Annotated in this window: 23 protein-coding genes and 1 other annotated feature; of the genes, 3 read left to right on the top strand and 20 right to left on the bottom strand. The window is 42.7% G+C overall.

Annotated features, from left to right (window positions below; genetic code table 11):
- Positions 1-105: 105 nt before the first annotated feature.
- The 6 genes from M1M80_RS06445 to oppA all read right to left on the bottom strand — a co-directional run bounded on the left by M1M80_RS06445 (position 106) and on the right by oppA (position 7031).
- Complete coding sequence (locus tag M1M80_RS06445; RefSeq protein WP_080428989.1) at positions 106-1323, bottom strand: MFS transporter; 1218 nt, start codon at positions 1321-1323, stop codon at positions 106-108.
- A gap of 106 nt (positions 1324-1429) precedes the next feature.
- Positions 1430-2347, bottom strand: a complete 918-nt coding sequence (gene oppF, locus M1M80_RS06440) for an oligopeptide ABC transporter ATP-binding protein OppF (RefSeq protein WP_003239287.1) — start codon at positions 2345-2347, stop codon at positions 1430-1432.
- A gap of 1 nt (position 2348) precedes the next feature.
- Complete coding sequence (gene oppD / locus M1M80_RS06435) at positions 2349-3425, bottom strand: oligopeptide ABC transporter ATP-binding protein OppD (RefSeq protein ID WP_080428988.1); 1077 nt, start codon at positions 3423-3425, stop codon at positions 2349-2351.
- 4 nt (positions 3426-3429) lie between these two features.
- Positions 3430-4347 (bottom strand): oligopeptide ABC transporter permease OppC, encoded by a 918-nt coding sequence (gene oppC, locus M1M80_RS06430; protein ID WP_003232954.1) that lies wholly within the window; start codon positions 4345-4347, stop codon positions 3430-3432.
- A gap of 3 nt (positions 4348-4350) precedes the next feature.
- Positions 4351-5286, bottom strand: coding sequence for an oligopeptide ABC transporter permease OppB (oppB, locus tag M1M80_RS06425; protein ID WP_003239289.1), 936 nt, complete (start codon positions 5284-5286; stop codon positions 4351-4353).
- A gap of 107 nt (positions 5287-5393) precedes the next feature.
- Positions 5394-7031, bottom strand: coding sequence for an oligopeptide ABC transporter substrate-binding protein OppA (gene oppA / locus M1M80_RS06420; protein WP_060398375.1), 1638 nt, complete (start codon positions 7029-7031; stop codon positions 5394-5396).
- A gap of 471 nt (positions 7032-7502) precedes the next feature.
- Positions 7503-7715, top strand: a binding site (T-box leader).
- Positions 7716-7772: 57 nt separating this feature from the next.
- Between oppA and trpS the strand changes: the two genes are divergently transcribed.
- Positions 7773-8765 (top strand): tryptophan--tRNA ligase, encoded by a 993-nt coding sequence (trpS, locus tag M1M80_RS06415; RefSeq protein WP_060398374.1) that lies wholly within the window; start codon positions 7773-7775, stop codon positions 8763-8765.
- Between the two features lie 36 nt (positions 8766-8801).
- Here the strand turns inward: trpS and M1M80_RS06410 are convergent, their stop codons facing one another.
- From M1M80_RS06410 to fabH, 9 genes are all read right to left on the bottom strand, one after another.
- Complete coding sequence (locus M1M80_RS06410; protein WP_003239298.1) at positions 8802-9554, bottom strand: YjbA family protein; 753 nt, start codon at positions 9552-9554, stop codon at positions 8802-8804.
- Between the two features lie 203 nt (positions 9555-9757).
- Entirely contained in the window at positions 9758-10672 is a 915-nt protein-coding gene (gene opp4C, locus M1M80_RS06405; RefSeq protein WP_019258053.1) for an oligopeptide ABC transporter permease, read from the bottom strand.
- A gap of 15 nt (positions 10673-10687) precedes the next feature.
- A complete protein-coding gene (locus M1M80_RS06400) occupies positions 10688-11638 on the bottom strand; it encodes an ABC transporter permease (RefSeq protein ID WP_014113363.1) in 951 nt (316 codons plus the stop codon).
- A 73-nt stretch (positions 11639-11711) separates the two neighbouring features.
- A complete protein-coding gene (locus M1M80_RS06395; protein ID WP_060398373.1) occupies positions 11712-13340 on the bottom strand; it encodes a peptide-binding protein in 1629 nt (542 codons plus the stop codon).
- 85 nt (positions 13341-13425) lie between these two features.
- Positions 13426-14415, bottom strand: a complete 990-nt coding sequence (gene appF, locus M1M80_RS06390; protein ID WP_003239305.1) for an oligopeptide ABC transporter ATP-binding protein AppF — start codon at positions 14413-14415, stop codon at positions 13426-13428.
- Complete coding sequence (appD, locus tag M1M80_RS06385) at positions 14412-15398, bottom strand: oligopeptide ABC transporter ATP-binding protein AppD (RefSeq protein ID WP_060398372.1); 987 nt, start codon at positions 15396-15398, stop codon at positions 14412-14414. Before appD ends, appF begins: the two co-directional genes overlap by 4 nt.
- 188 nt (positions 15399-15586) lie before the next feature.
- Entirely contained in the window at positions 15587-16372 is a 786-nt protein-coding gene (locus M1M80_RS06380; protein WP_060398371.1) for a DUF2268 domain-containing putative Zn-dependent protease, read from the bottom strand.
- 76 nt (positions 16373-16448) lie between these two features.
- The gene (gene fabF, locus M1M80_RS06375; protein WP_060398370.1) at positions 16449-17690 is read right to left on the bottom strand and encodes a beta-ketoacyl-ACP synthase II; all 1242 of its coding nucleotides are present in this window, start codon (positions 17688-17690) and stop codon (positions 16449-16451) included.
- Positions 17691-17712: 22 nt separating this feature from the next.
- Positions 17713-18651 (bottom strand): beta-ketoacyl-ACP synthase III, encoded by a 939-nt coding sequence (gene fabH / locus M1M80_RS06370; protein WP_060398369.1) that lies wholly within the window; start codon positions 18649-18651, stop codon positions 17713-17715.
- A 163-nt stretch (positions 18652-18814) separates the two neighbouring features.
- On the opposite strand from fabH, the gene yjzB reads away from it, so the two are divergent.
- Positions 18815-19042: a spore coat protein YjzB gene (gene yjzB, locus M1M80_RS06365; RefSeq protein WP_080010764.1), complete on the top strand. Its 228-nt coding sequence runs from the start codon at positions 18815-18817 to the stop codon at positions 19040-19042.
- 29 nt (positions 19043-19071) lie between these two features.
- Here yjzB and comZ read toward each other — a convergent pair whose 3' ends face one another.
- The 4 genes from comZ to M1M80_RS06345 all read right to left on the bottom strand — a co-directional run bounded on the left by comZ (position 19072) and on the right by M1M80_RS06345 (position 21695).
- Positions 19072-19263: a ComG operon transcriptional repressor ComZ gene (gene comZ / locus M1M80_RS06360; protein ID WP_003224559.1), complete on the bottom strand. Its 192-nt coding sequence runs from the start codon at positions 19261-19263 to the stop codon at positions 19072-19074.
- A gap of 14 nt (positions 19264-19277) precedes the next feature.
- Positions 19278-20231 (bottom strand): transcriptional regulator Med, encoded by a 954-nt coding sequence (gene med / locus M1M80_RS06355; RefSeq protein ID WP_019258048.1) that lies wholly within the window; start codon positions 20229-20231, stop codon positions 19278-19280.
- A 90-nt stretch (positions 20232-20321) separates the two neighbouring features.
- Positions 20322-20879, bottom strand: coding sequence for a hypothetical protein (locus M1M80_RS06350; RefSeq protein ID WP_060398368.1), 558 nt, complete (start codon positions 20877-20879; stop codon positions 20322-20324).
- Positions 20880-20960: 81 nt separating this feature from the next.
- Positions 20961-21695: a hypothetical protein gene (locus tag M1M80_RS06345; RefSeq protein ID WP_003239317.1), complete on the bottom strand. Its 735-nt coding sequence runs from the start codon at positions 21693-21695 to the stop codon at positions 20961-20963.
- A 251-nt stretch (positions 21696-21946) separates the two neighbouring features.
- Between M1M80_RS06345 and M1M80_RS06340 the strand changes: the two genes are divergently transcribed.
- The gene (locus M1M80_RS06340; protein ID WP_003224551.1) at positions 21947-22132 is read left to right on the top strand and encodes a YjzD family protein; all 186 of its coding nucleotides are present in this window, start codon (positions 21947-21949) and stop codon (positions 22130-22132) included.
- A 45-nt stretch (positions 22133-22177) separates the two neighbouring features.
- On the opposite strand, the gene M1M80_RS06335 is transcribed toward M1M80_RS06340, so the two are convergent.
- Positions 22178-22357 carry a YjzC family protein gene (locus M1M80_RS06335; RefSeq protein WP_003239319.1) on the bottom strand — a complete coding sequence of 60 codons (180 nt, stop codon included), beginning with the start codon at positions 22355-22357 and terminating at the stop codon, positions 22178-22180.
- Between the last annotated feature and the right edge of the window lie 63 nt (positions 22358-22420).

The following is a 22420-nucleotide window of genomic DNA, read 5'->3' as shown; positions in this document are numbered from 1 at the left end:
CTTTACATCTATAAAGACGTACGAACTTCCGCCATGGTTTCATTTTTTTTCAGCAAAAACCGGAGCCGGATGCTTCGTTCATTTTGAAGCGTATGCAAAAAGCTCTCATTGAGCGCGGCTTTCCCGCTTGTAATGAAGCAAGCGGGGCTGTGCCAGTGCAATAAGAAACGTCATGCCATACAATACTCCAGCCGTGATAAAAGCCATTTTCGCACCAGCCGCATCAGCCACGAGCCCCATGATGGAGTAGGTGATGCCAGACCAAGGAGTCAAAATCGCATTTTTGGCAGCCATGATCCCGATACGCTTCTGTTCCGGAATGGCCTCCTGCAGCACGGTTTCCTGGCAAATATCACGCACCTGATAAAAAGGCCCCATTGCAGCACAAGCCAGAGCGCATAAAAGCGGAATTGGAGAAAATGAAAACAAAAGGGTCAGCACCGACATCACAAGCGAGCTGAACATAATCGCATAGCCCATGTTCTGCTCAAAAAAAACAGAAAAACGAATGGCAATTATACTGCCGACAATTGCACCTATAAAATAAGAAGCGTTAAACATTCCCCACCACACCTCTGTTTCATGCAAAACAGCCGCAGTGAATGCGAGAAGAATAGCAGACGACCAAACTGAACCCGCCAAAGCTTCTATCATGTCCATTACAGTAATATCTCTTACAACCGGGATGATCATTAAATCCTTCCATATACTCCTGGCAGATGCTGTTTCAGCTTTTCCACCAGTCTCTTCTTCATTTATATGGAGCAAACTGATGGAACCCCCCGAAAGAACAAACAGGCAAATGGCTGCACCGACAACGAGTTCAAACGGTACGGCATACGTCAGAAGGCCGCCTAGGCCCCAGCCTGCTGTTAAAAACAATTGATTCGAGAGGGAGATCACACCGTTCGCTTTCACATATTGCTCTTTTGGAACAATAATCGGCAGCAGCGCGAATCTTACCGGCTGAAAAAAGGCGCCCGCAAAGGAAAAACAGAAGACAAACAGCAACGTTATCCAAAAGAAAACCTGTCCGTGATGACTGACGCTGTATGCCATTAGTATTGTAAAGACCGCCCTCAGCAGATTTGCGAATACAAGCACCTTTTTAAAACCAAGATTGCGAAGCACCGGAGAGATGCAAAAGCTTGCCGCTATACTCGCAAACGACATGAACGATAAAACAAGACCAGCCAAAAAGACAGAGTCTGTCATTTGATAGACCCGGACCATTAAAACGATTGTGACAAGGACTCCTGCTAAAGATTGAAGAGATTGAGACAGTAGCAGTGCAAAAACATTTTTGTTATGCAGAAATTGAATCGTATTTCGCCTCCGCTTTTTCCTCTACTTGTAAATGTTATCATTCTCACTTTCTATGTAGGCGCAAAAAAATCCTTCAAGACATTTATCTTGAAGGATTGATGAATCATGAAAAAGCTTTAAATTCTGCTTCCGTACACATCACAAAATGTCCCGGTTTGACTTCACGGAATTCCATCGTTTCCCCATCCTTTAATTGATGGACGGACGGATCGTATTTCTGGCGGACACGATTTCTCTCATAGTCCGGATCAGGAAGCGGAATCGCTGAAAGCAGTGACTTTGTATATGGGTGAAGCGGGTTTTCATAAAGCTCATCTGCCGGCGCAAGCTCAACCAGTTTCCCGAAATACATGACTCCGATGCGGTCGCTGATGTATTTGACCATCGATAAATCGTGGGCAATAAACAGGTAAGTGAGCCCTTTTTCTTTTTGCAGTTCTTTCATTAAATTCACGACCTGCGCCTGAATGGATACATCCAAAGCCGAAATCGGTTCATCCGCAATAATGAATTCCGGATCAACGGCGAGAGCTCTGGCAATCCCGATTCTTTGACGCTGGCCGCCGGAAAATTCATGCGGATAGCGGTTCGCGTGTTCCTTGTTTAAACCGACTGTTTCCAAGAGCTCGTGGACCCGCTGCATCCGCTCTTTTTTCGTTTTCGCCAGCTTATGAATATCGAGACCCTCAGCAATAATATCTGCAACTGTCATTCTCGGATTCAGTGATGCGTATGGGTCTTGGAAAATCATCTGCATTTTGCGGTTGAATTCCAGCAGCTTTTTCCGCGATTTTTTCCCGTGCACATTTTCGCCGTTGAACAGCACCTCTCCATCGGTCGCTTCGTAAAGCCGAATAATGCTTCGGCCTGTTGTTGATTTACCGCAGCCAGATTCACCAACCAGCCCTAATGTTTCACCTTTATAGATATCAAATGATAAATCGTCTACAGCCTTAACCGTTCCTCTCGGCGTGACAAAGTGCTGTTTTAAATGTTTGATTTCTAATAGTTTCTCAGTCAATTTATTCACCTTCTCTCACTAAGACAGGTTTTTCATACGTGTTTGCCAGTTTCCGCATTTTCGCTTTTACTGCTTCAGGCGGCTCTACCTTTGGCGCGTCAGGATGAAGCAGCCACGATTTGACATAATGAGTATCAGACACCTTAAACATTGGCGGCTCCTGTTCAAAATCGATTTTCATCGCGTAAGAGCTCCGCAGGGCAAAAGCATCTCCTTTTGGCGGGTTTGTCAAATCAGGCGGCGTGCCCGGAATTGCAGTCAGCTCTTCCTCTCCCGAACTTTCCAGTGTCGGCATGGATGCAAGCAGCCCCCAAGTATACGGATGTCTCGGATCGTAGAAGATTTCGTCTACCGTACCGGTTTCTACAATTTGTCCCGCGTACATGACAGCGACCCGGTCAGCAACGTTAGCCACAACACCAAGATCGTGTGTGATAAAGATAATGGACGTGTCAATTTTCTTTTGCAAATCCTTCATCAATTCCAGAATTTGCGCTTGGATCGTTACATCAAGAGCAGTTGTCGGCTCATCGGCGATCAGAAGCTTCGGATTCGCCGCAAGCGCCATGGCAATGACAACCCGCTGTCTCATCCCGCCTGAAAATTCGTGCGGAAATTGGTTGACCCGTTTTTCCGGCATCGGGATACCGACTAAATCCAGCAGCTCAACGGCGCGTTTTTTCGCCGCTTCCTTTGAAACCTTCTCATGTTTAAAAAGCACTTCCGTAATTTGTTTGCCGACTTTCATCGTCGGGTTTAAAGAGGTCATCGGATCCTGGAATATCATCCCGATCTCTTTCCCCCGGACATTTTGCATCTCTTTTTCGGACAGCGGCACCAGATCCTTGCCGTCAAACAAGATCTCACCGCGCTTAAAATAACCCGGAGGCATTGGAATCAGCTTCATGATCGCTTGAGAGGTCACACTTTTTCCGGAACCTGATTCTCCGACGATGGCCAGCGTCTCTCCTTTATTCAGATGGAAATTCACTCCGCGGATCGCCTGAACCTCTCCGCCATATGTTTTAAATGATATTGCTAAATCTTTTACTTCTAATAGGCGTGTCACCCGTATCACTCCCTTATTTACGTAACTTAGGATCCAATGCGTCTCTTAATCCGTCGCCGACAACGTTAAAACCAAACATTGTAATGCAGATAAATCCGGCAGGGAAGAATAAACGCCACGGATAATAGGTCAATGCAGGCAATCCGTCAGAAGCCATCGTTCCCCAGCTTGCCAGCGGAGCCGGAACACCAAGTCCCAAATAGCTTAAAAAGGCTTCTGTGAAAATCGCAGTAGGAACTGTCAATGTCATCGTGACCAAAATAGAACCCATTGCGTTTGGCACGATATGTTTAAACAGAAGACGGGATGTTTTTGCACCAAGTGTCTGTGAAGCAAGCACATACTCCTGATTCTTCAGCTGCAGCACTTGTCCGCGTACAATTCTGGCCATATTAATCCAGCCCGTAATCGTCATGGCAATAATAATTGTAAATAGCCCTTTCGGAAGAACAACCATCAGTAAGATAACCATTAATAATGAAGGAACTGCCCAAAGGATATCAGCGATACGCATCATAATTTCATCGGTTCTGCCTCCGCGGAATCCTGAAATGCTTCCCCAAATGACGCCGATCAGCAAATCAAGAACAGCGGCTGCAACACCGATAAAGATTGAGATTCGAGCTCCTACCCATGTACGGACGAAAATGTCCCGTCCAAGATCATCTGTGCCAAACCAATGATCTTTTGAAGGCGGCTTATCCGCATTTAAGAGATTAGTAGTTGAATAATCATACCTTGAGAACATCGGCGCAAAAATCGCCATAAGGATAATGAGCACGATAATGATAAGCCCGACCATTGCAAGCTTATTGCTGCGGAAGCGAAGCATCGCATCTTTCCAGAGGGAAAGGCTCTTTTTACTTATTTTTTCTGCATCGCCGGCATTCGCTGCGGCTGGTTCAAACATGTTTTTTGGAATGTTCTGCATGGCCTAGGCTCCTTTCTTTGCTTTGGAAAGCTTGATTCTTGGATCAATAATGCCGTATAACACGTCTACAATTAATACACACAATAGCAGGATGACACTAAAGAACACGGTTACACCCATAATGACTGTATAATCACGGTTTGTAATACTGTTTACGAAATGTGCACCAAGCCCCGGAATACCAAAAATGGTTTCAATAATGAAGCTTCCCGTTAAGACCTGCGCGGCCATCGGGCCCATGTATGTAACAACTGGCAAAAGCGCGTTTCGAATGGCATGCCGCACTGTAACTGCTGGACGGGACAGCCCCTTTGCTTTCGCTGTGCGAATATAATCACTGTTTAACACTTCGATCATGCTTGAACGGGAAAGTCTGGCAATGAACGCCATCGGCATGGAAGCAAGTGCGATTGAAGGCAAAAAGGTGTATGCCCAGGACTCCCACCCCGCGACCGGAAACAGCCCAAGCTTCATGGAGAACACATATTGCAGAACAGCCGCCATGATAAAGCTCGGAACTGAAATACCAAATATCGTTAAAATCGCGACGGTATAATCCTGCCACTTATTATGGTAAAGGGCTGCAATGACCCCAAACAATACACCTAACGCTAAAGCGAGGAGAATAGCTTCTGCTCCAAGAGTGAATGAAACGGGGAAACCTGAACTGATCAGGTCGTTAACACTCTGACCTTTATATTTAAATGACGGTCCGAAATCCCACATTGCAACTGATTTCAAATAACTGACATATTGTACAAACAGCGGCTTGTCCAAGCCATAATGCGCATTTAAGTTTGCTTCAATTTCAGGCGGAAGCTTTTTCTCACCTGAAAATGGCCCGCCCGGTGCTGCTTGCATTAAGAAGAATGTCACAGTTACAATCACAAATAGTGTGATAATCATATAGACTAAGCGTCTTCCGATATATTTTAGCAAGGGGGAACACCTCCATGGTTTTTACATTTTTATACTCCATCAGTAAGAAAGGTATATGGGGTTTTTCTCCCCATATACCTTGAGGTCTTTTATTTTCAGACGAAGCCTTATTTAAAATATGCGTTTCTGAAATAAACCTCACCAGTACCTGGCATGATAACACCATTTAAGTTTTCATCCTGTACCCAAGTATCTGTATAGAAATAGATTGGGGCAACTGGCATTTCATCAATGAAAATACCTTCTGCTTTTTTCAGCAGCGCTGCACGTTTTGTTTTATCTGTTTCAGTTTGTGACTGGTTCAGAAGCTTTTTGAACTCTGGATTTTCCCAGCCAGTATCGTTATTTCCTCCGTCCTTGTCACGGAACAATTCTAGGAAGTTGATAGGGTCATTGAAGTCGCCGAGCCAGCCCATACGGCCGATTTGATAATCTTGGCTGTGGAGTTTATCAATATATACATTCCATTCTGAGTTATCAAGCTCAACATTCACGCCTAAATTTTTCTTCCACATTTCTTGTACAGCTTGAGCGATTTTCGCATGTGCTTCATCAGTGTTATAAGACAATTTGATTTTCGGCAGGTCAGATGCCTTGCTCAAGCCCATTTCTTTCAGGCCTTTTTCAAGGTATTCTTTTGCCGTTTTGATATCGTTGTCTTTGAAGTAGCCTTCTTTGTTATCTTCAAATCCCTTCATTGTCGGCGGCACCGCAGCCATTGCCGGGATTTGCTCTCCCTGTGTAACGTTTTTAACAATCGATTGACGGTCAAGCGAATATGTTAAAGCTTTACGGATATTTACGTTGTCTAACGGCTTAGCCTCAGTGTTGAATTTGTACCAATAGACACCTGCAATCGGCTCAACATGTAAAGAACCGTCTTTTTTCAAGGTAGGCAGAGATTCTGTCGGAAGCTGTCCGAGCGGCATACCGGCCCAATCAAGTTCTCCAGCTTGGAATTTTTTCAGTTCAGTATTGTTATTGTTGATCATAACCATATTAATGTTCTTCAGTTTGACTTTGTCTTTATCCCAATACTGGTCATTTTTTTCAAGTTTGATAGATCCGCTGTGTTTCCATGCCGTCATTTTGAACGGTCCGTTTGATACGTAATCATCTCCGGCATTTGTGTTCCACTTTTTATTTTTCTCTGCAATTTTCTTGTTGATCGGCATATACGTGTAGAACGCAGTTAATTCAGTGAAATATGGAGTCGGGTTATTTAATTCAACCTTCAGCGTTTTGTCATTTTCAGCTTTTACTGCCACATCATCAAGGCTGCCTTTGCCGGTATTCGCCGCTTCAGCACCTTTTATGTAGTAGAGCTGGTAAGCGTATTGTGATTCGTTATTAGGATCAAGCGCCCATTTCCAAGCATATTCAAAGTCTTGTGCTGTTACAGGGTCGCCGTTTGACCATTTTGCACCATCACGAATTGTAAATGTATATGTCTTTCCATCTTTGCTCGTTTCAATTTTAGAAGCCGCGCCTTCTTCAGGCTCACCATCTGCATTGATACGTGTCAATCCTTCAAAAGTCTGACGGATGACACCGCCTGATACTGAATCATTTGCCAATCCCGGATGTAATGAGAACGGCTCAGTTTTAATATTAATGTTAAGTGTCGTCTTTCCTTTGCTGTCCTTTTTCCCTTCACCGTTTGACCCGCTGCCGCCAAAGCCGCAAGCGCTCAGCACGAGTGTGAAAATGAGCATCAACGTGACAATCGACCAACGTTTTTTCAATTCGCAAACCCCCTAATAATAATTTTTTCAGCTCCTTACGGCTAAATCCTCAGAAATATCAGACAAATGAACCTGAGTTTCCATAACTTTTATTCTGTTCCGTCTTTTCTGATTATTTTTGTAAAAAAGCTGTAACAATAGAGTGAACAAGTTCATTATAATGAAACAAATAATTTATTGCAATATTATTTTATCAATTTAAAATATTTAAACTTCGTTAGTTTTTCTTCCACGAACATAATATCCTTCTACCATTTAAAGCATAAATTGATTAAAAACTATTTTATGGGTTTTTTGCTCATATTGCTTTTTACATATAATATCTTGTTATTTTCACGCTGATAGCAGTTATCATTTAGGGGTTTTACAGCTCCCCTGGTATTTATATCATTACAATGTTACTGGAAAAAAGAATGTTTTTTCATGATGACAATTGGTTATAATTGATTTATAATGAAGCAATCAAAAGAAAAGCGTGCTATGAAAAAGAGTAGTACACATTTCACCCGTTTGAAGAGAGTCTGCGGTGCTGGGAGCAGATAACGGGCAATGTGGAATGGACTTTGGAGCAGCTGACCGAACCCGAAAAGTAGGCTCAGCCGGAGCAGACTCCGTTACAAACGTCAGAGTGATTCCATTTTAATGGAATAATCAGGGTGGTACCACGGTTCATTCGTCCCTTTTTTACAGGGGAAGAATGAGCCTTTTTTATTACGTTTTAAGAAATGAGGTTGATTTTTTATGAAACAAACGATTTTTTCAGGCATTCAGCCAAGCGGCTCCGTTACGCTCGGCAACTATATCGGTGCAATGAAGCAGTTTGTCGAACTGCAGCATGATTATAACAGCTATTTTTGCATCGTGGATCAGCATGCGATTACCGTGCCTCAAGACCGGCTTCGGCTAAGAAAGAATATCCGCAATCTGGCGGCGCTTTACTTAGCTGTCGGACTTGATCCAGAAAAAGCAACATTGTTTATTCAGTCAGAGGTTCCCGCGCATGCGCAGGCCGGATGGATGATGCAGTGTGTCGCATATATCGGCGAGCTTGAACGGATGACCCAATTTAAGGATAAATCCAAAGGCAATGAAGCCGTTGTTTCCGGCCTGTTAACGTATCCGCCGCTGATGGCCGCTGATATTCTGCTGTACGGAACGGATCTTGTGCCTGTCGGCGAGGATCAAAAGCAGCACCTTGAGCTGACGCGGAATCTCGCGGAACGCTTCAACAAAAAATATAACGACATCTTTACCATTCCGGAAGTGAAAATTCCAAAAGTCGGCGCACGCATCATGTCTCTGAATGATCCGCTGAAGAAAATGAGCAAATCCGATCCGAACCAGAAAGCTTATATTACATTGCTGGATGAACCGAAGCTCCTTGAAAAGAAAATCAAAAGTGCTGTAACAGATTCTGAAGGCATTGTAAAATTTGATAAAGAAAACAAACCGGGCGTTTCCAACCTTCTTACGATTTATTCAATCCTCGGCAATACGACAATTGAGGAGCTTGAAGCAAAGTACGAAGGGAAAGGCTACGGCGAGTTTAAAGGTGATTTGGCAGAAGTCGTGGTTAACGCATTAAAACCGATCCAGGACCGCTATCATGAACTGATTGAATCTGATGAATTAGACCGGATTCTTGATGAAGGCGCGGAACGGGCGAACCGGACAGCGAACAAAATGCTGAAAAAAATGGAGAACGCCATGGGTCTTGGCCGAAAAAGACGCTGATCAAAAAAAACCGCTCTATGCAAAGAGCGGTTTTTTTCAGTTTACCTTCGATTCGTTTTCCATTTCCCATAGCTTTTCGAAAAAAGGCTGTCCTTTTATCAGATTTTCGCAAAAAGCCAGATGCTTGTCCGACCAGCCTTCAATTGTTTCGTTATACAGCATGTCCCAAATCTCTTCAAAGCTCATCCGTTTGATTTGTTCATACATATGCGGGTTCCACTCTGTGTACCAGTAGCCGATTTCAGCGCGGTTTTTCAGCCCTTTTAATTGGTCAAGCGCCATAAACATCAGCTGCTTGATTTGCCGCTCTTTTCTTGTTAGTCCTCTGACGTGCTCTGGCGCTAATGATAAAATGTGATATTCTTTGGAGGATTCCAGCTTCTTTGGCTCAAATTCATATGTTTCAGGCTCCACATCTTTTACCATTTCATAAACGAGCTGCTCCTGTCTTGGGATCAGACGGCTTTTTCTGACAGGGATCGTGTAGCCGATCGTGTCGACAGCCAAAATGCCAATTCCGTCTGTTACGACAAAACAATACTCCAGCTTTGTCCGCTCGTGATTTTTCCGAATGTACGATTTCTGATGTACGTCTTCAAGCAAACCTTTCGGAAGCTCAGACAGATCGTTTTCTATGTAATGAAACAGTACCGACGGCACCCTTAACAGCGGCACCTGATCCAAAAGCTCAACCGTATCTTCCTTGCGCCATTCGTGAAAGTGGCATACATTGTAGCCATTTTCTTCCCCTTCAAACCAATTGACCCACACATCATGAAGAAATAACATCTCTAACCCCTCACTTTTATAAAAACTGTTGTCCACAGTATAGGCAAGGGACAGAGAAATTATTCCAAAGAGATTGAGGAAATCTGGAATCTCTGGGTTTATGTAAGAATCACAAAAAGCAGATCTCTTTGTATATTTTCTGACAAAAAGAGATCTGCTTTTCTTCGGTTTCGTTATATTTTGTAACCAATATTGTTTTCATTTTATTTAATATTTTTCGGGTCCAGTGCATCCCGAAGGCCATCACCGACAAAGTTGAAGCACAAAACGGTAATTAAAATAAATAGCCCGGGAAATAATGGGTACCACCATGCTTGAATCATTAATGTAAAGTTTTGAGCATCCTGAAGCATATTTCCCCAGCTTGCGATTGGCGGCTGGATTCCGAAGCCCAAGTAGCTTAAAGTTGATTCAGCTAAAATGACACTGCCCACTTTTAAAGTAGCGGAGACAATTATTGGCCCAATACAATTCGGTAAGATATGCGAAAAAATAATTTTGTAATTTTTGGTGCCTATTGTTTTAGCAGCCAATACAAATTCTCTTGACCTAAGAGATAGAAACTCACCTCTGACAAGCCTCGCTGTTGTAGTCCAACCCGTCAGAGAAAAAATTAAAATTAACTTATCCATTCCCGGTTGAAAAATTGTCACTAAGGTAATAAGCAGAAAAATATCCGGAATAGATAAGACTACATCGACAGCCCTCATCAATACAGCATCTACTATTCCTTTAAAGTACCCTGCTAAGGCGCCAACAACGGTGCCTATAGTAATCGCACCAACTACTGAGACAAAGCCGACCAATAAAGACACACGAGCCCCATATAACACCCTTGTAAATATATCGCGCCCAAACTTATCTGTCCCCATTAGATTTTTAGGGCTTGGCGGCTTCAATTTATTTAAAAGAGATTGACTCTCAGGCGAGTAAGGCGCAATAAAAGGGGCAAAGACCGCCATTAAAATGATAACTGTTAAAATGATACCACCTATAACAGCAAGCTTATTTTTGAAAAACTTCTCAAAAAAGATCCTAGTCATTGTTTCTGGTTTTTTTCTAATATTTTCTTTTAGCTTTACCTCATTAGAGGGAGCCGCAGTGTTTGGATGTGCCATATGTGCCTCCCCCTTTTAATATTCAATTCGCGGATCAACTAATGCATACAAAATATCCGCAATCAAGTTTCCCAGTACAACCAAAACAGCAGAAATAACAGTCATGGCCATAATAACCGGATAATCTCTAGAGAATGCCGAATCAATAAATAATTTCCCTAATCCCGGCCAAGTAAAAATCTGTTCAACTACGACAGCACCACCAATAAATGATGGAATCATTAATCCGAAAATTGTAATAACAGGCAGAAGTCCATTTCTCAAACCATGTTTGAAAATAACTTTATTTTCTTTAAATCCCTTTGCCCGGGCTGTTCTTATATAATCCTGCTTCAATACATCGAGCATACTTGAACGTGTATATCGAGTAATACCGGCCATATCAGCAGTTGCTAAAACAAATGCAGGCAGAATTAAATGATGGAGCCTGTCAAAAATGCTAAAGTCAGCGTTTAAAGTGCTGACACCCCCCGTAGGAAACCAGCCGAGATTTACGGAAAGAACCATAATAAGAATTAATCCGAACCAGAAATTCGGGATAGCCAGCCCTAAAAATGATGTAACAGTTATCCCATAGTCAAGTTTAGAATAAGGGCGTTTCGCGGAAAGCACTCCGAAAGGAATTGAAATCAGAAGAGCAACAAGAGTTGAAAAAACCATAAGCACCAAGGTATTCGGTAAACGTGAAAGGATTAGATCGGAAACTGGTGTCCCCTTTTTAACAATAGATGTCCCGAAGTCACCCTGGAGCATATTTCCAAGCCATTTTAAGTATTGAACAGGCTCTGGGTCATTGAGTCCATACTTTTCAATAAATTTCGCTCTGTCAGCTTGGCTGATTGTCGGGTCCATCATTAATGACATCGGGTCACCTGGCGCCGCTTTCATAATCGCAAATGATAATATTGTAATGCCCAAAAGGATTGGCAAAGACATTAATGTTCGACGAACAATATATGTAACCATCTTCTTGTCCCCTTTTCTAAAATAGGATAAAGAGGAAAGGATGCTGGATCCTCACCTCTCTAGGGATTCAAAATTATTGTTCAAGCCACCATTTTTCAATATGATATAAGTCATTCTTTGGATGGAACACATAGCCGTGCATGTTTGCCGGGATTGCCCTATGATAATTGTAATAAAATAAGAATGAATAAGGCTGATCCTCTGCAATCAATTTATAGATTTCTTCGTATTTTTTCTGATATTCTTTTCTGTCTGTAATAGATTTAGCTTCTTCCAAAAGTTTATCGACTTTAGGGTTCTTATACCATATGTTATTTAATCCGTTCTTTGATTGACTGGAGTGGAAAATTGAAAATTGATCCGGAAATGTAGCCAAGCTCCAGCCAAGCAGCAAAGCATCATAGTCCCATTTCGGTGCACTTGTTTGTTCAATAAGTGCACTAAATTCTACAATTTGCGGTTTAGCTTCAATTCCCACTTCTTTTAGTTGCTGCTGAACAACAACCGCTAAATCTTCCCGAATTTTATTGCCTTGATTTGTCTTAATGGTAAACGAAAACTTCTTTCCATCCTTATCAAGGTAACCGTCTCCGTCTGTATCTTTCCATCCCGCTTCTTTCAAAAGCTTCTTAGCTTTTTTAGGATTGTAATCAAATGTAGGTACATCACTTTTCGGGTAATTCCAAGATAGCGGACTTTCAGGAACGTTTGCGACTTCACCATCACCGTTTAACACTTGATCCACCATTGCTTTTCGATCAAGTGCATGCGTAAGAGCTTGGCGGACTTTTTTGTCTTTAAATAATTCATTTTTTTCATTCCAGCCAATATAGCTGTAATTCAAACCAAGATCTGATTTAACTTGCACATTATCAAATGTCTTGACTGTTTCGAAATCAGTACCCGGAACAACAAAGAAATCAATATCTCCAGCCTTTAACTGGGCAACAGCTGCATTTGAATCCGGGATTGTTTTTACTGTAACTGTATCTAAATATGGTCTTCCGCCGTAATAATCTTCATTAGCTTCAAGTTTTACATAATCTCCTTTTTTCCATTCAGCAAACTTGAATGGACCCGAACCAATCGGATTCTTTCTATTAAATTCATTTTCGCCTAGATCTGAAACTGGTACTTTCCCTAAAATGTGTTTAGGCAGAATACCGTAACTATCTAAAACAACATTGTAAAAATACGCATCCTTTTTCTTTAATTTAAATTCAACTTCATAATCACCTTTTTTCGTCACTGACTTAAGTGACTCAAACCCAGAGCCGCGTTCACCATTATAATCCTTGTTTATGGGGATGCTGTATGTGAAAACAACATCATCCGCTGTAAGTTCCTTCCCGTCATGGAATTTTACACCTTTTCTAATCTTGACATTATAAGTCAGACCATCCTTGGATTCTGTCACTTTCTCGGCTAGCGCAGGCTTCACATTTAGTTTTTCATCTGTTTCTAATAATGTACTATAGATCATCCCTTCAATATCTGAACTGGCGACATCTGTAGAATAGAGTGGATTAAACAAAGTTGGCTCCCCAGTTGAACCAACAACCAAATCCCCGCCTTGCTGCGGTTTGCCTGCTGATTTTTTCTCGCTGTTGCTGCTCGATTTTGATCCCGAGCAGGCCGATAAGAAGATGGCAAGAACCATCAATACACTTAGCATCATCAGTGCGGTTTTCCGTCTTTTCATTAGATATTCCCCCTCTTGAAATGTTCGTTCTTCTCAGCTGTTGTTTATGTAGTGCGCATACCCCCTCTCAAAGCTGTGCGGGCAATTAGCTATAAAGGTGACAAGCCACAAAATGGCTGGGAGCAGCTTCTTTGAATTCTGGTATTTGTTCCTTGCATATCGGCTTTGCGGCAGGACATCTTGTGTGGAAAACGCAGCCTTTTGGCGGATTGGCCGGACTTGGCAGTTCTCCCTTCAGGACGATGCGTTCACGTTTGACAGATCCTTTTCTTCTTGTAACCGGGACAGACGATAGAAGCGCTTGGGTGTATGGATGAAGCGGATTGTCGTAAAGCTCATGCTTGCCGGTCAGTTCCATCATTTTGCCAAGATACATGACTCCGACTCTGTCGCTGATATGGCGGACGACACTTAGATCATGAGAGATAAATAGATACGTCAGATTAAATTCTTCCTGCAATTCTTCCATTAAGTTAATCACTTGGGCCTGAATGGATACATCAAGTGCGGAAACCGGTTCGTCTGCAATGATCAGCTCTGGATTCAAAGTGAGCGCTCTGGCGATGCCGATCCGCTGACGCTGTCCGCCGGAAAATTCATGGGGATAACGGCTGGCAAACGATGGGTGAAGACCTACTCTCGTAAGCAGTTCTTCGACTTTCTCGTTTCGTTCACGCATCGTATACATGTGGTGCGTATTAAACGGCTCCTTTATGATAGAACGCAGCGTTTTTCTTGGATTCAAAGAGGCAAATGGATCTTGGAAAACCATTTGAATATTTTTGCGGACACTTTTCCGCAGCTTCTCCTCTGACAGGTTGGAAATATCCTGCCCTTTAAAAAGGATTTGGCCTTCAGTTGGTTTATACAGCCTGATCATCGTCCTGCCGGCAGTCGATTTTCCGCAGCCGGACTCTCCAACGATTCCGAGTGTTTCTCCTTTTTTTAACGAAAATGAAACACCGTCCACCGCTTTTACATCGCCGACTTTTCTTTGAAAAAGGCCTGAGCGGATCGGGAAGTATTTTTTTACGTCACGAAGCTCTAAGATTGTTTCTTGATTAGCTGCTGTCATGATTGTTCAGCACCCTCTTCCTCATATAAAAAGCATCTCACTGTTCTTCCGCTTTTGTGCGTTAAAAGCGAAGGCTGATGTGTCCAGCATTTATCCATGGCTTTCGGACACCTTGGAGCAAAACGGCACCCCGGCGGCAGATTATCTGGTGTCGGCACGCTGCCTTTAATCGCATTTAATTTATCAATCTCTCCATCTATGACAGGAATCGATGTAAGCAGGCCTTCTGTATAAGGATGAAGCGGCTCTAAAAATAAGTCGTCAACTGTAGCGTTTTCTACGACTTGTCCGCAGTACATGACAATCACTCTGTCGGCTGCTTCCGATACAACACCTAAGTCGTGTGTGATAAGAAGAATTGAAGTATTGAACTTCTGACAGAGATCTTTCATCAGCTCCAGAACTTGGGCTTGTATTGTCACATCAAGCGCTGTCGTCGGTTCATCGGCAATGAGCAGTTTAGGGTTACAGCTGAGTGCGATGGCAATCATCACCCTCTGTCTCATTCCGCCCGACAGCCGGTGCGGGTACTCCTTCATAATTTGCTCGGCCCGGGAGAAACCGACCATCTGTAAGAGTTCAACAGATCTCTGACGGGCTTCTTTTTTCTTCATGTTTTTATGGTAAATCAGCACTTCGGTAATTTGTTCTCCGATTGTTAGCACCGGATTAAGGGAGGTCATTGGTTCCTGAAAGATCATGGATACTTCGTTTCCGCGGATTTTGCAATAGTCGTTTTCAGTGAATGAGGTGAGGTCTTTGTCTTCGAGTTTAATAGAGCCGTCCATGATTTTTCCGCCTGAGCTTTGGACGAGACCCATAATTGATAAAGAAGTAATACTTTTTCCGGAGCCCGATTCACCTACAAGCGCGACGGTTTCGCCTTTGCTGATGTGAAAATCGACTCCGTCAACCGCAGGGATCGGCTCCTTTTTTCTAAAAAAATAAGTCTTTAAATTATTCACTTCTAAAAGTGTGCTCATGCTAGCTCCCCTTCCCCCTCTTGTTTCAAACGTTTTCAAGAGAAAGCAATCCCTTTATTCAGAAATAATAAATAATATTGAATTATCGAAAAATTTTATAGTTGTATATTATTACAATCATTTTGCAAAATCAAGAATTTTTTAGGATAAATGTAATATTATTAACGAAATTCCATTATTTTATTCTTTTAAAGCGTTGCATCCAAAAAGGTTTCAGCAGGAATGGACAGCCCGTCTGCCGTGTTTGCCTTGTTGGCTGTTAAATATTTTTTTACAATATTGAATCCGACTGCGTATCCAAGCATTTTCGGCTGATATCCTTTGCCGAATAACAGCTGGGAGAATAATCGATTGTCCCGTTTGATATCCTGATGGGGGGCAATCTTTTTTTCGTATAAAGCTTGCAGCTGCTCCGGGGTATACCAAGACGTCCATTCAGCCATTTGACTTCGGCCGAACCTCTCATATACAGCATATTCTGCAAGCCCTTCCATGATGATTGTATCAAGTAATGTGACATCCTTTTCCTCTTTTGTCAGATGATCTAACCGGCAAACGTGATGATATTCATGTGTCATCAGGGCAGATACCGATGCAAAATCCAAATCTGACGAGAGAAAGAGGAACATTTTGTCTTGAAAGGCGAGTCCTGATTTTGATCCGAATTCTAAACGAATTCTCCTGTTTCGTTCATCAACCGGCAGCGTGACAATTGGTACATCAGGACCTTGCCATTTGTTTTTCAGGTACTGTTCTTCCTTTTGAATATGCTCGTAAAAACCTTTTTCTTTCAGCTTGGAAGCAGTATGAATTCCTTCTTTTATGTTTTTAAACATCCCATGATGCTGAAGGTGGCTCAGAATGCCTTTCCAGTTCTTTTGCTCCACACCTGAAAAAAGCGGTACAATGTAATGCGCCAAATCATCTATTGAAGCAGCCTTCCCGAGCCAGCTATATGTTTGTTCCACACTCATGTGATCGCCTCCTCTTTTTTATCCTATGCGCACAAAAAAAACCGGCTACCCTTTAAGGGCAGCCGGTTTGGCGTGATTATGATTGATATTTTTTAAAGATTAATGTTGCATTGTGTCCGCCGAATCCCAATGAGTTGCTGAGAACATAATTGAGATCCTGTCTGCGGGCTTCATCAGGCACATAATCTAGATCGCATTCTTCGTCTGGTGTTTGAATATTGATTGTCGGTGGGATCACACCTTCTTTAATGGCAAGGACAGAGAAAATCGCTTCAATACCGCCAGCTGCTCCTAAGAGGTGGCCTGTCATCGATTTTGTAGAGCTTACCGCAAGTTTATGCGCATGCTCGCCGAAGACGGTTTTAATCGCCATCGTTTCGTATTTGTCATTGTAATACGTGCTTGTCCCGTGAGCATTGATATAATCAATTTCTTCAGGGGCAATGCCCGCATCTTTAATGGCTTCTTGCATCGCTCTCGCTCCGCCTTCACCGTCTTGTGCCGGTGCTGTGATATGATAAGCGTCTCCCGTTGAGCCGTAGCCGACAATTTCTCCGTAAATCTTAGCGCCGCGGGCCAGGGCATGCTCAAGTTCTTCAAGAACGATAATCCCTGCACCTTCACCCATGACAAAGCCATCACGGTTTTTATCGAATGGGCGGCTTGCTGTTTTCGGATCTGGATTAGTAGACAACGCTTTGTTGGCGCTAAAGCCCGCGAATGACATTCTTGTCAGCGGCGCTTCTGTTCCGCCTGTGACCATAACGTCTGCATCGCCGCGCTGAATGACTTTGAACGCGTCACCGATTGAATTCGTTCCTGTAGCACATGCTGTAACGGTACAAGAGTTAACCCCTTTTGCTCCTAATGCAATAGAAATCTGGCCTGTCGCCATATCAGGAATCATCATTGGCACGAAAAACGGGCTTACACGTCTTGGGCCTTTTGTTAAGAAAATTTCAAATTGAGACTCTAGTGTTTCAAGTCCTCCGATTCCGGAGCCTACCCAAACACCGACTCTCGGTGCGATCTCATCGGTAATGTTGAGATCTGCGTCTTCAACTGCCATTTTCGCAGCTACAACCGCATATTGAGTAAAGCGGTCCATTTTTCTAGCTTCTTTTTTATCCATATAATCTTCAACATTGAAGTCTTTTAACTCAGCGGCTACTTTTGCCGGATATTCTTCAGCATCAACACGAGTGATCGGACCGATTCCGGACACACCGTTGATTGCGTTATTCCAACTTGTATCGACGTCGTTGCCAAGCGGAGATAATGCTCCAAGTCCTGTAACAACTACTCTCTTTTTACTCATCTTGTGTGCACCTCACCTTTTTTTATCGGCCCCAGCGGATTGCAATGGCGCCCCATGTTAATCCTCCGCCGAACCCTACCATAACGACCACATCGCCGTCTTTGATTTTACCAGCTTCCAATTCTTCTACAAGTGAGATCGGAATGGATGCGGCAGAAGTATTTCCATATTTATGAACGGTTTTAGACATCTTTTCGACAGGAAGCTCTAAACGCTCGCGAGCGGCTTCCATAATACGGATGTTCGCCTGATGCGGAATCAAAAAGTCAACGTCCTCTTTTGAGAGTCCGGCTTTTTCAATGACATTTACGCATGATTCGCCCATTTGGCGGACTGCAAATTTGAAAACTTCTCGTCCATTCATGATTGTATGTCCTTTTTCATTCAGATACAAGTGCTGACCGCCTGTGCCGTCTGCTCCTAGTTCAAATGAAAGGATTCCTCTGTCATCACTGACTGGCCCGACTACCGCAGCGCCCGCTCCGTCTCCAAACAGAACGGCTGTGTTGCGGTCTTCCCAGTCTGTAATGCTTGAGAGCTTTTCTACACCGACAACAAGAACATGCTTGTAGGTTCCGGATTCAATAAATTGCTTACCGGTTACAACCCCGTACATGAAGCCTGCACAAGCCGCGCTGATATCCATAGCACACGCTTTCTTCGCGCCGAGCTGTTCTTGAATCATACAAGAGACCGTAGGAAAAGCCTGATCAGGTGTAACAGTTGCAACCAGGATCATATCCAGGTCCTCAGCTGCCACTTCAGCTTGTTCCAGCGCCTTTTTCGCTGCTGCAACAGCCATATGTGATGAATACACATCATCTGCGGCAATTCTTCTTTCTTCTATTCCTGTTCTTGTACGAATCCACTCGTCAGAAGTTTCAACCATTTTTTCAAGATCTTGATTTGTTAAAACCTTCTCAGGAATGTAACGTCCAACACCAAGTATTCCAGCTTTCATAAGGGAAGACTCCTTTATATCTTAAATTTAGAAGATCAATCGGTTGTGATCAATTATTAGTATCAGGTACTAATTCTATCCTATTTTTTTTCACATGGCAATATATTCGTCTAAACTATCAGTTCATCTTACTCATAGAGTATGGTATATGGAAAGGAGGCGTATGCAGTTGGATGTGTTTTCAAAGATGATGTTCGGCGATTCCGCAAAACAAACAGCAGAGAAGGAAGAACAGCAAGAGGAGGTTTCCCAGACAAACGAAGAAGAGACGATTAATTACATGCATATTATGGACCAAATCGGTTCAATTATGAACTCTCTTGATCAAATCAAGCCCGCTTTAAAGGAGCTTGCACCGATGATTTCCGCTATTAAAAAGAAAATCATGTGAAAAGCCACTTTCAAAAAAGTGGCTTTTTCTTATTCGGTTTCAGATTTCGCATCAGACTTGCCAAGCTCATAAGCTTCCGCCATTACCGTTGTAAATAGATTCATAAACGGCTGGATGGCCTCCATTGACAGCTCAATGCCTGATTTTTCAAGCTGTTCTTTCGCTTCAGGCAGATATTTCATGGCAATTTGCAAGAACTCCAGTGATTTTTCGTGCTGCATGTGAAGTCACTCCATTACTCATTTTTTGGCAGTTCGCCTGTTTTGTTGTACGTTTTGATCAGCTTGGCGATTCTTTGCTGAAAGTCTTTATCGACAAGCGGACTGAATGTTCCCATTTCAACAACTCCCGTTTTCAGGTCGTAGTAATGATCTCCGCCTTCAAGGGTGCCTTTGTTGAATTGCTCAGCGATGATTTCATAGGCCTTGTCCACATTTTGCACCGTGCTGGTTAATACGGTATTCTCGCCGAGATCTGATTGATCTGTGACATAGCCGATGGCATAAAGGCCGTCTTTTTTGATTTGCTGAATGACAGGAACATTATACCCGTCTCCGGCGGGATACACAACATCCGCGCCTTCGTTCTTCATTTTCTGATAAAGCTTCACTGCTGTCGAATCATCATCCCAATGATCCGTATATTTCGTGTTTACTTCTATATCAGGGTTTTCATATTTGGCACCTTTGATAAAACCGTCAACCTCTGGCTGCCACGTAAAGGAAGCAATCACGCCGACCTGATTCGTTTTCGACATATGGGCAGCTGTCATTCCTCCAAAAAAGCCCATTGCTTCGCCGCTGAAATGGACACTCGTCACATTATCACCTTTCGCTTCCGCATTAGAAATGACAAATTCCATATCTGGATAATCTTCGCTGACCAAGTTAAATACCTCTGCATATTCACTTCCATGGCCATAGAGAAGGTTAACGCCCCGCTTATGAAAATCCTCAATCGCATTTATGATATCTTCATCTGTTTTAACGCCTTCTTTATAGTAGACGTCCACATTGTATTTTGATTGTATATTCAGTAATCCTTTATACCCTTTTGTGCCCCATACGAGGTCATTAATCGTATCAGGAAAGAGCATGCCGACCTTCTCAATTTTTCCTTTAAACGGAGTTTGTCCACATCCGCTCAATAAAAGGAGGACAGAAAAGATCATGACAAGCCTTGTGATCAAGTCATGTTCAACTCCTTTTGACAAGCTATAACATGTATTATTTTTATACGTTTATTGTATCTAGAAACCTCGAAACATGGAAGGTTTTTCTTAATATTTGTCGAAAATTGATGAAAATTGTCTTTTCCACTCGACAATTTTTGTTTTTGCTTCTTCTTTCGAGGTTTTTTGTGTGACTTGCAAATTAAAAATCTGATTATTGCTTTTATCACGGCTTGGTTCAAGCAGAAACCTCAGCAGTTCGTCTGCCACATCATCTGTGTAAAAGCCGTCTTCCTCAGTTTCTTCTTTCCAGGGCCCATACATTTTCGGCAGGATCACCGCTTTTTCTGAACCTGTCTTTTTCATTTTTTCCCATTCTGTTCGGTCTTGTTCATATACTAATACATAGGGAGAATCATATTGGTCTAAGGGCAAGCCGTCGAACTGGATACAAATTGTATCATATTTTCGCTCCCCAATGCGTTCAAGCTGGCGAAAGAGTTCATTTCTCCCAAGCCACATGAGTCTTTCTTCTAAGTACATTTGTCTCATTTCATCTTCTGTTTCAGCCAGAATAACGTCAACATGTATGCCTTCATCCATCATTCGCTCGCATAATGAAAGGCCGAAAAATTCGTCCGCACCTACAATCAGCGTTGATTCCATTGCATCTGCCGCCCTTCCGGTTTTTCATTTCCCAAAGCAAAACAGCCTCCGCAAAAGAGAAGGCTGTTGTTATTGTATTCTCTATAACTCTTTTTCATGACTGTGAAAGAATTTGCAGATTGATGCATATATTCTGCTTGGATGCTCAAATAAGTGAAATGTCATGTCGACCGGTGAGCCTTGCTTCTGCTGTTTTTCCTTGAATACTTCGGCATGTACGCTGTACGGATAGGGAGCTCCGGTCATTCGCTGCCATATATGAACCGGCACGCCGCTCGGATAGCTTTCAATTGTTTTGTAACACAGCGCTTCCGCTTCTTTTTCAGAAATTCCGTAGCTTTCCGATACTTCTCTCAAAAATTGCTTATAGAAAAATTTATTTTCTTTCTCCGATTCATAATGTGCATGAAGATCGAGACAAGGATTCAACATTGCGGCTGAGCGGATATGATCCGGGGAAAAACGAAGCAGTTCATCGGCCACGAGAGCACCCATGCCTTCTGCTAAAATATGAATCTTCGGATTGAGGATTTCCTGCTTCAGCACGGAATGTATGAGCTGTTTGGCATAGGTGACCGCTTTTTCCGCACCCCAATGCCTTCCGAACAGATTGCTGTTAAAAAGGGTATATCCTTCATTCCTCAGCATGTTCAGAAGCTGATTTCGGCCGTAATGCTGAAGCCAAAAGCTTGAATCATTCCCGACAAAGTGGGTTCTGTCCCCTAAGATAAAGATGCCGAAGCCGTTCGGGCGATAGGGCAGATGAATGACGTTATGCTCCGTTCCCAATTGAAAATACCTTTCCGTTATTCCCATCGCTTGCCCGCCTCCTTTCACACTTCATCTCACGCTATCATATGTAGAAAGAAAAGAAACGAATAAGGTAAAGTCCTAGCCTTTTACAGTTTTGGCTATTATACCGATTGACGATTTTTTATATTTTACCATTAAAATGTGACGAATCAGACTCTTTTGTCACCTCACTTTCTTCTAAAATTGGATTCCCCCTTCGCTTTTTGTATGGTATGATAGCTTCTAGAATAGAATGAGAAGGACGAGGTGGAAACGTGCGATATATTATTGCCTTTATTTGGACGTTCCTTTTATCACATATGGCATGCTACTTGATTGCCAGCATGAACAGCGCTGCGTATAATTTCAAAACATCATCTGTAATTGCTGTTGTACTGTATGTCTTAATCATGGTTTTAGCAGAAATCATGCCTATGAACAAAAATGCAAGCCAGCATTAAAAGCCAAAAACCCAAAACAATTCATTGTTTTGGGTTTTTTCTTGATCACGGCTTTCTTTTATATGTCCACAGCCGGTTGTGATTTGATGTTTCAGGAAACATATCCCCTGCTGATAGATGGACCTTTTGAGGGTTTTTAACCATACTCCCCGTCTCGCCGATTTCAACGTAGATGCCATTATTGGGTGCTTTTTGTCCGGGCCGGAATTGATGCTGCTGTCCCACTGTTTTTCCTCCTTTTCCTTTTTGCTGTAGTATGCGCCTAAGCGGCTGTGAATATGTTGCCAT

The sequence above is a fragment of the Bacillus inaquosorum genome, from assembly GCF_023238325.1.
Lineage (GTDB): Bacteria > Bacillota > Bacilli > Bacillales > Bacillaceae > Bacillus > Bacillus inaquosorum.
Note: the sequence above shows the minus strand (reverse complement) of the source record. Positions and strands in the feature narration are given on the sequence as shown.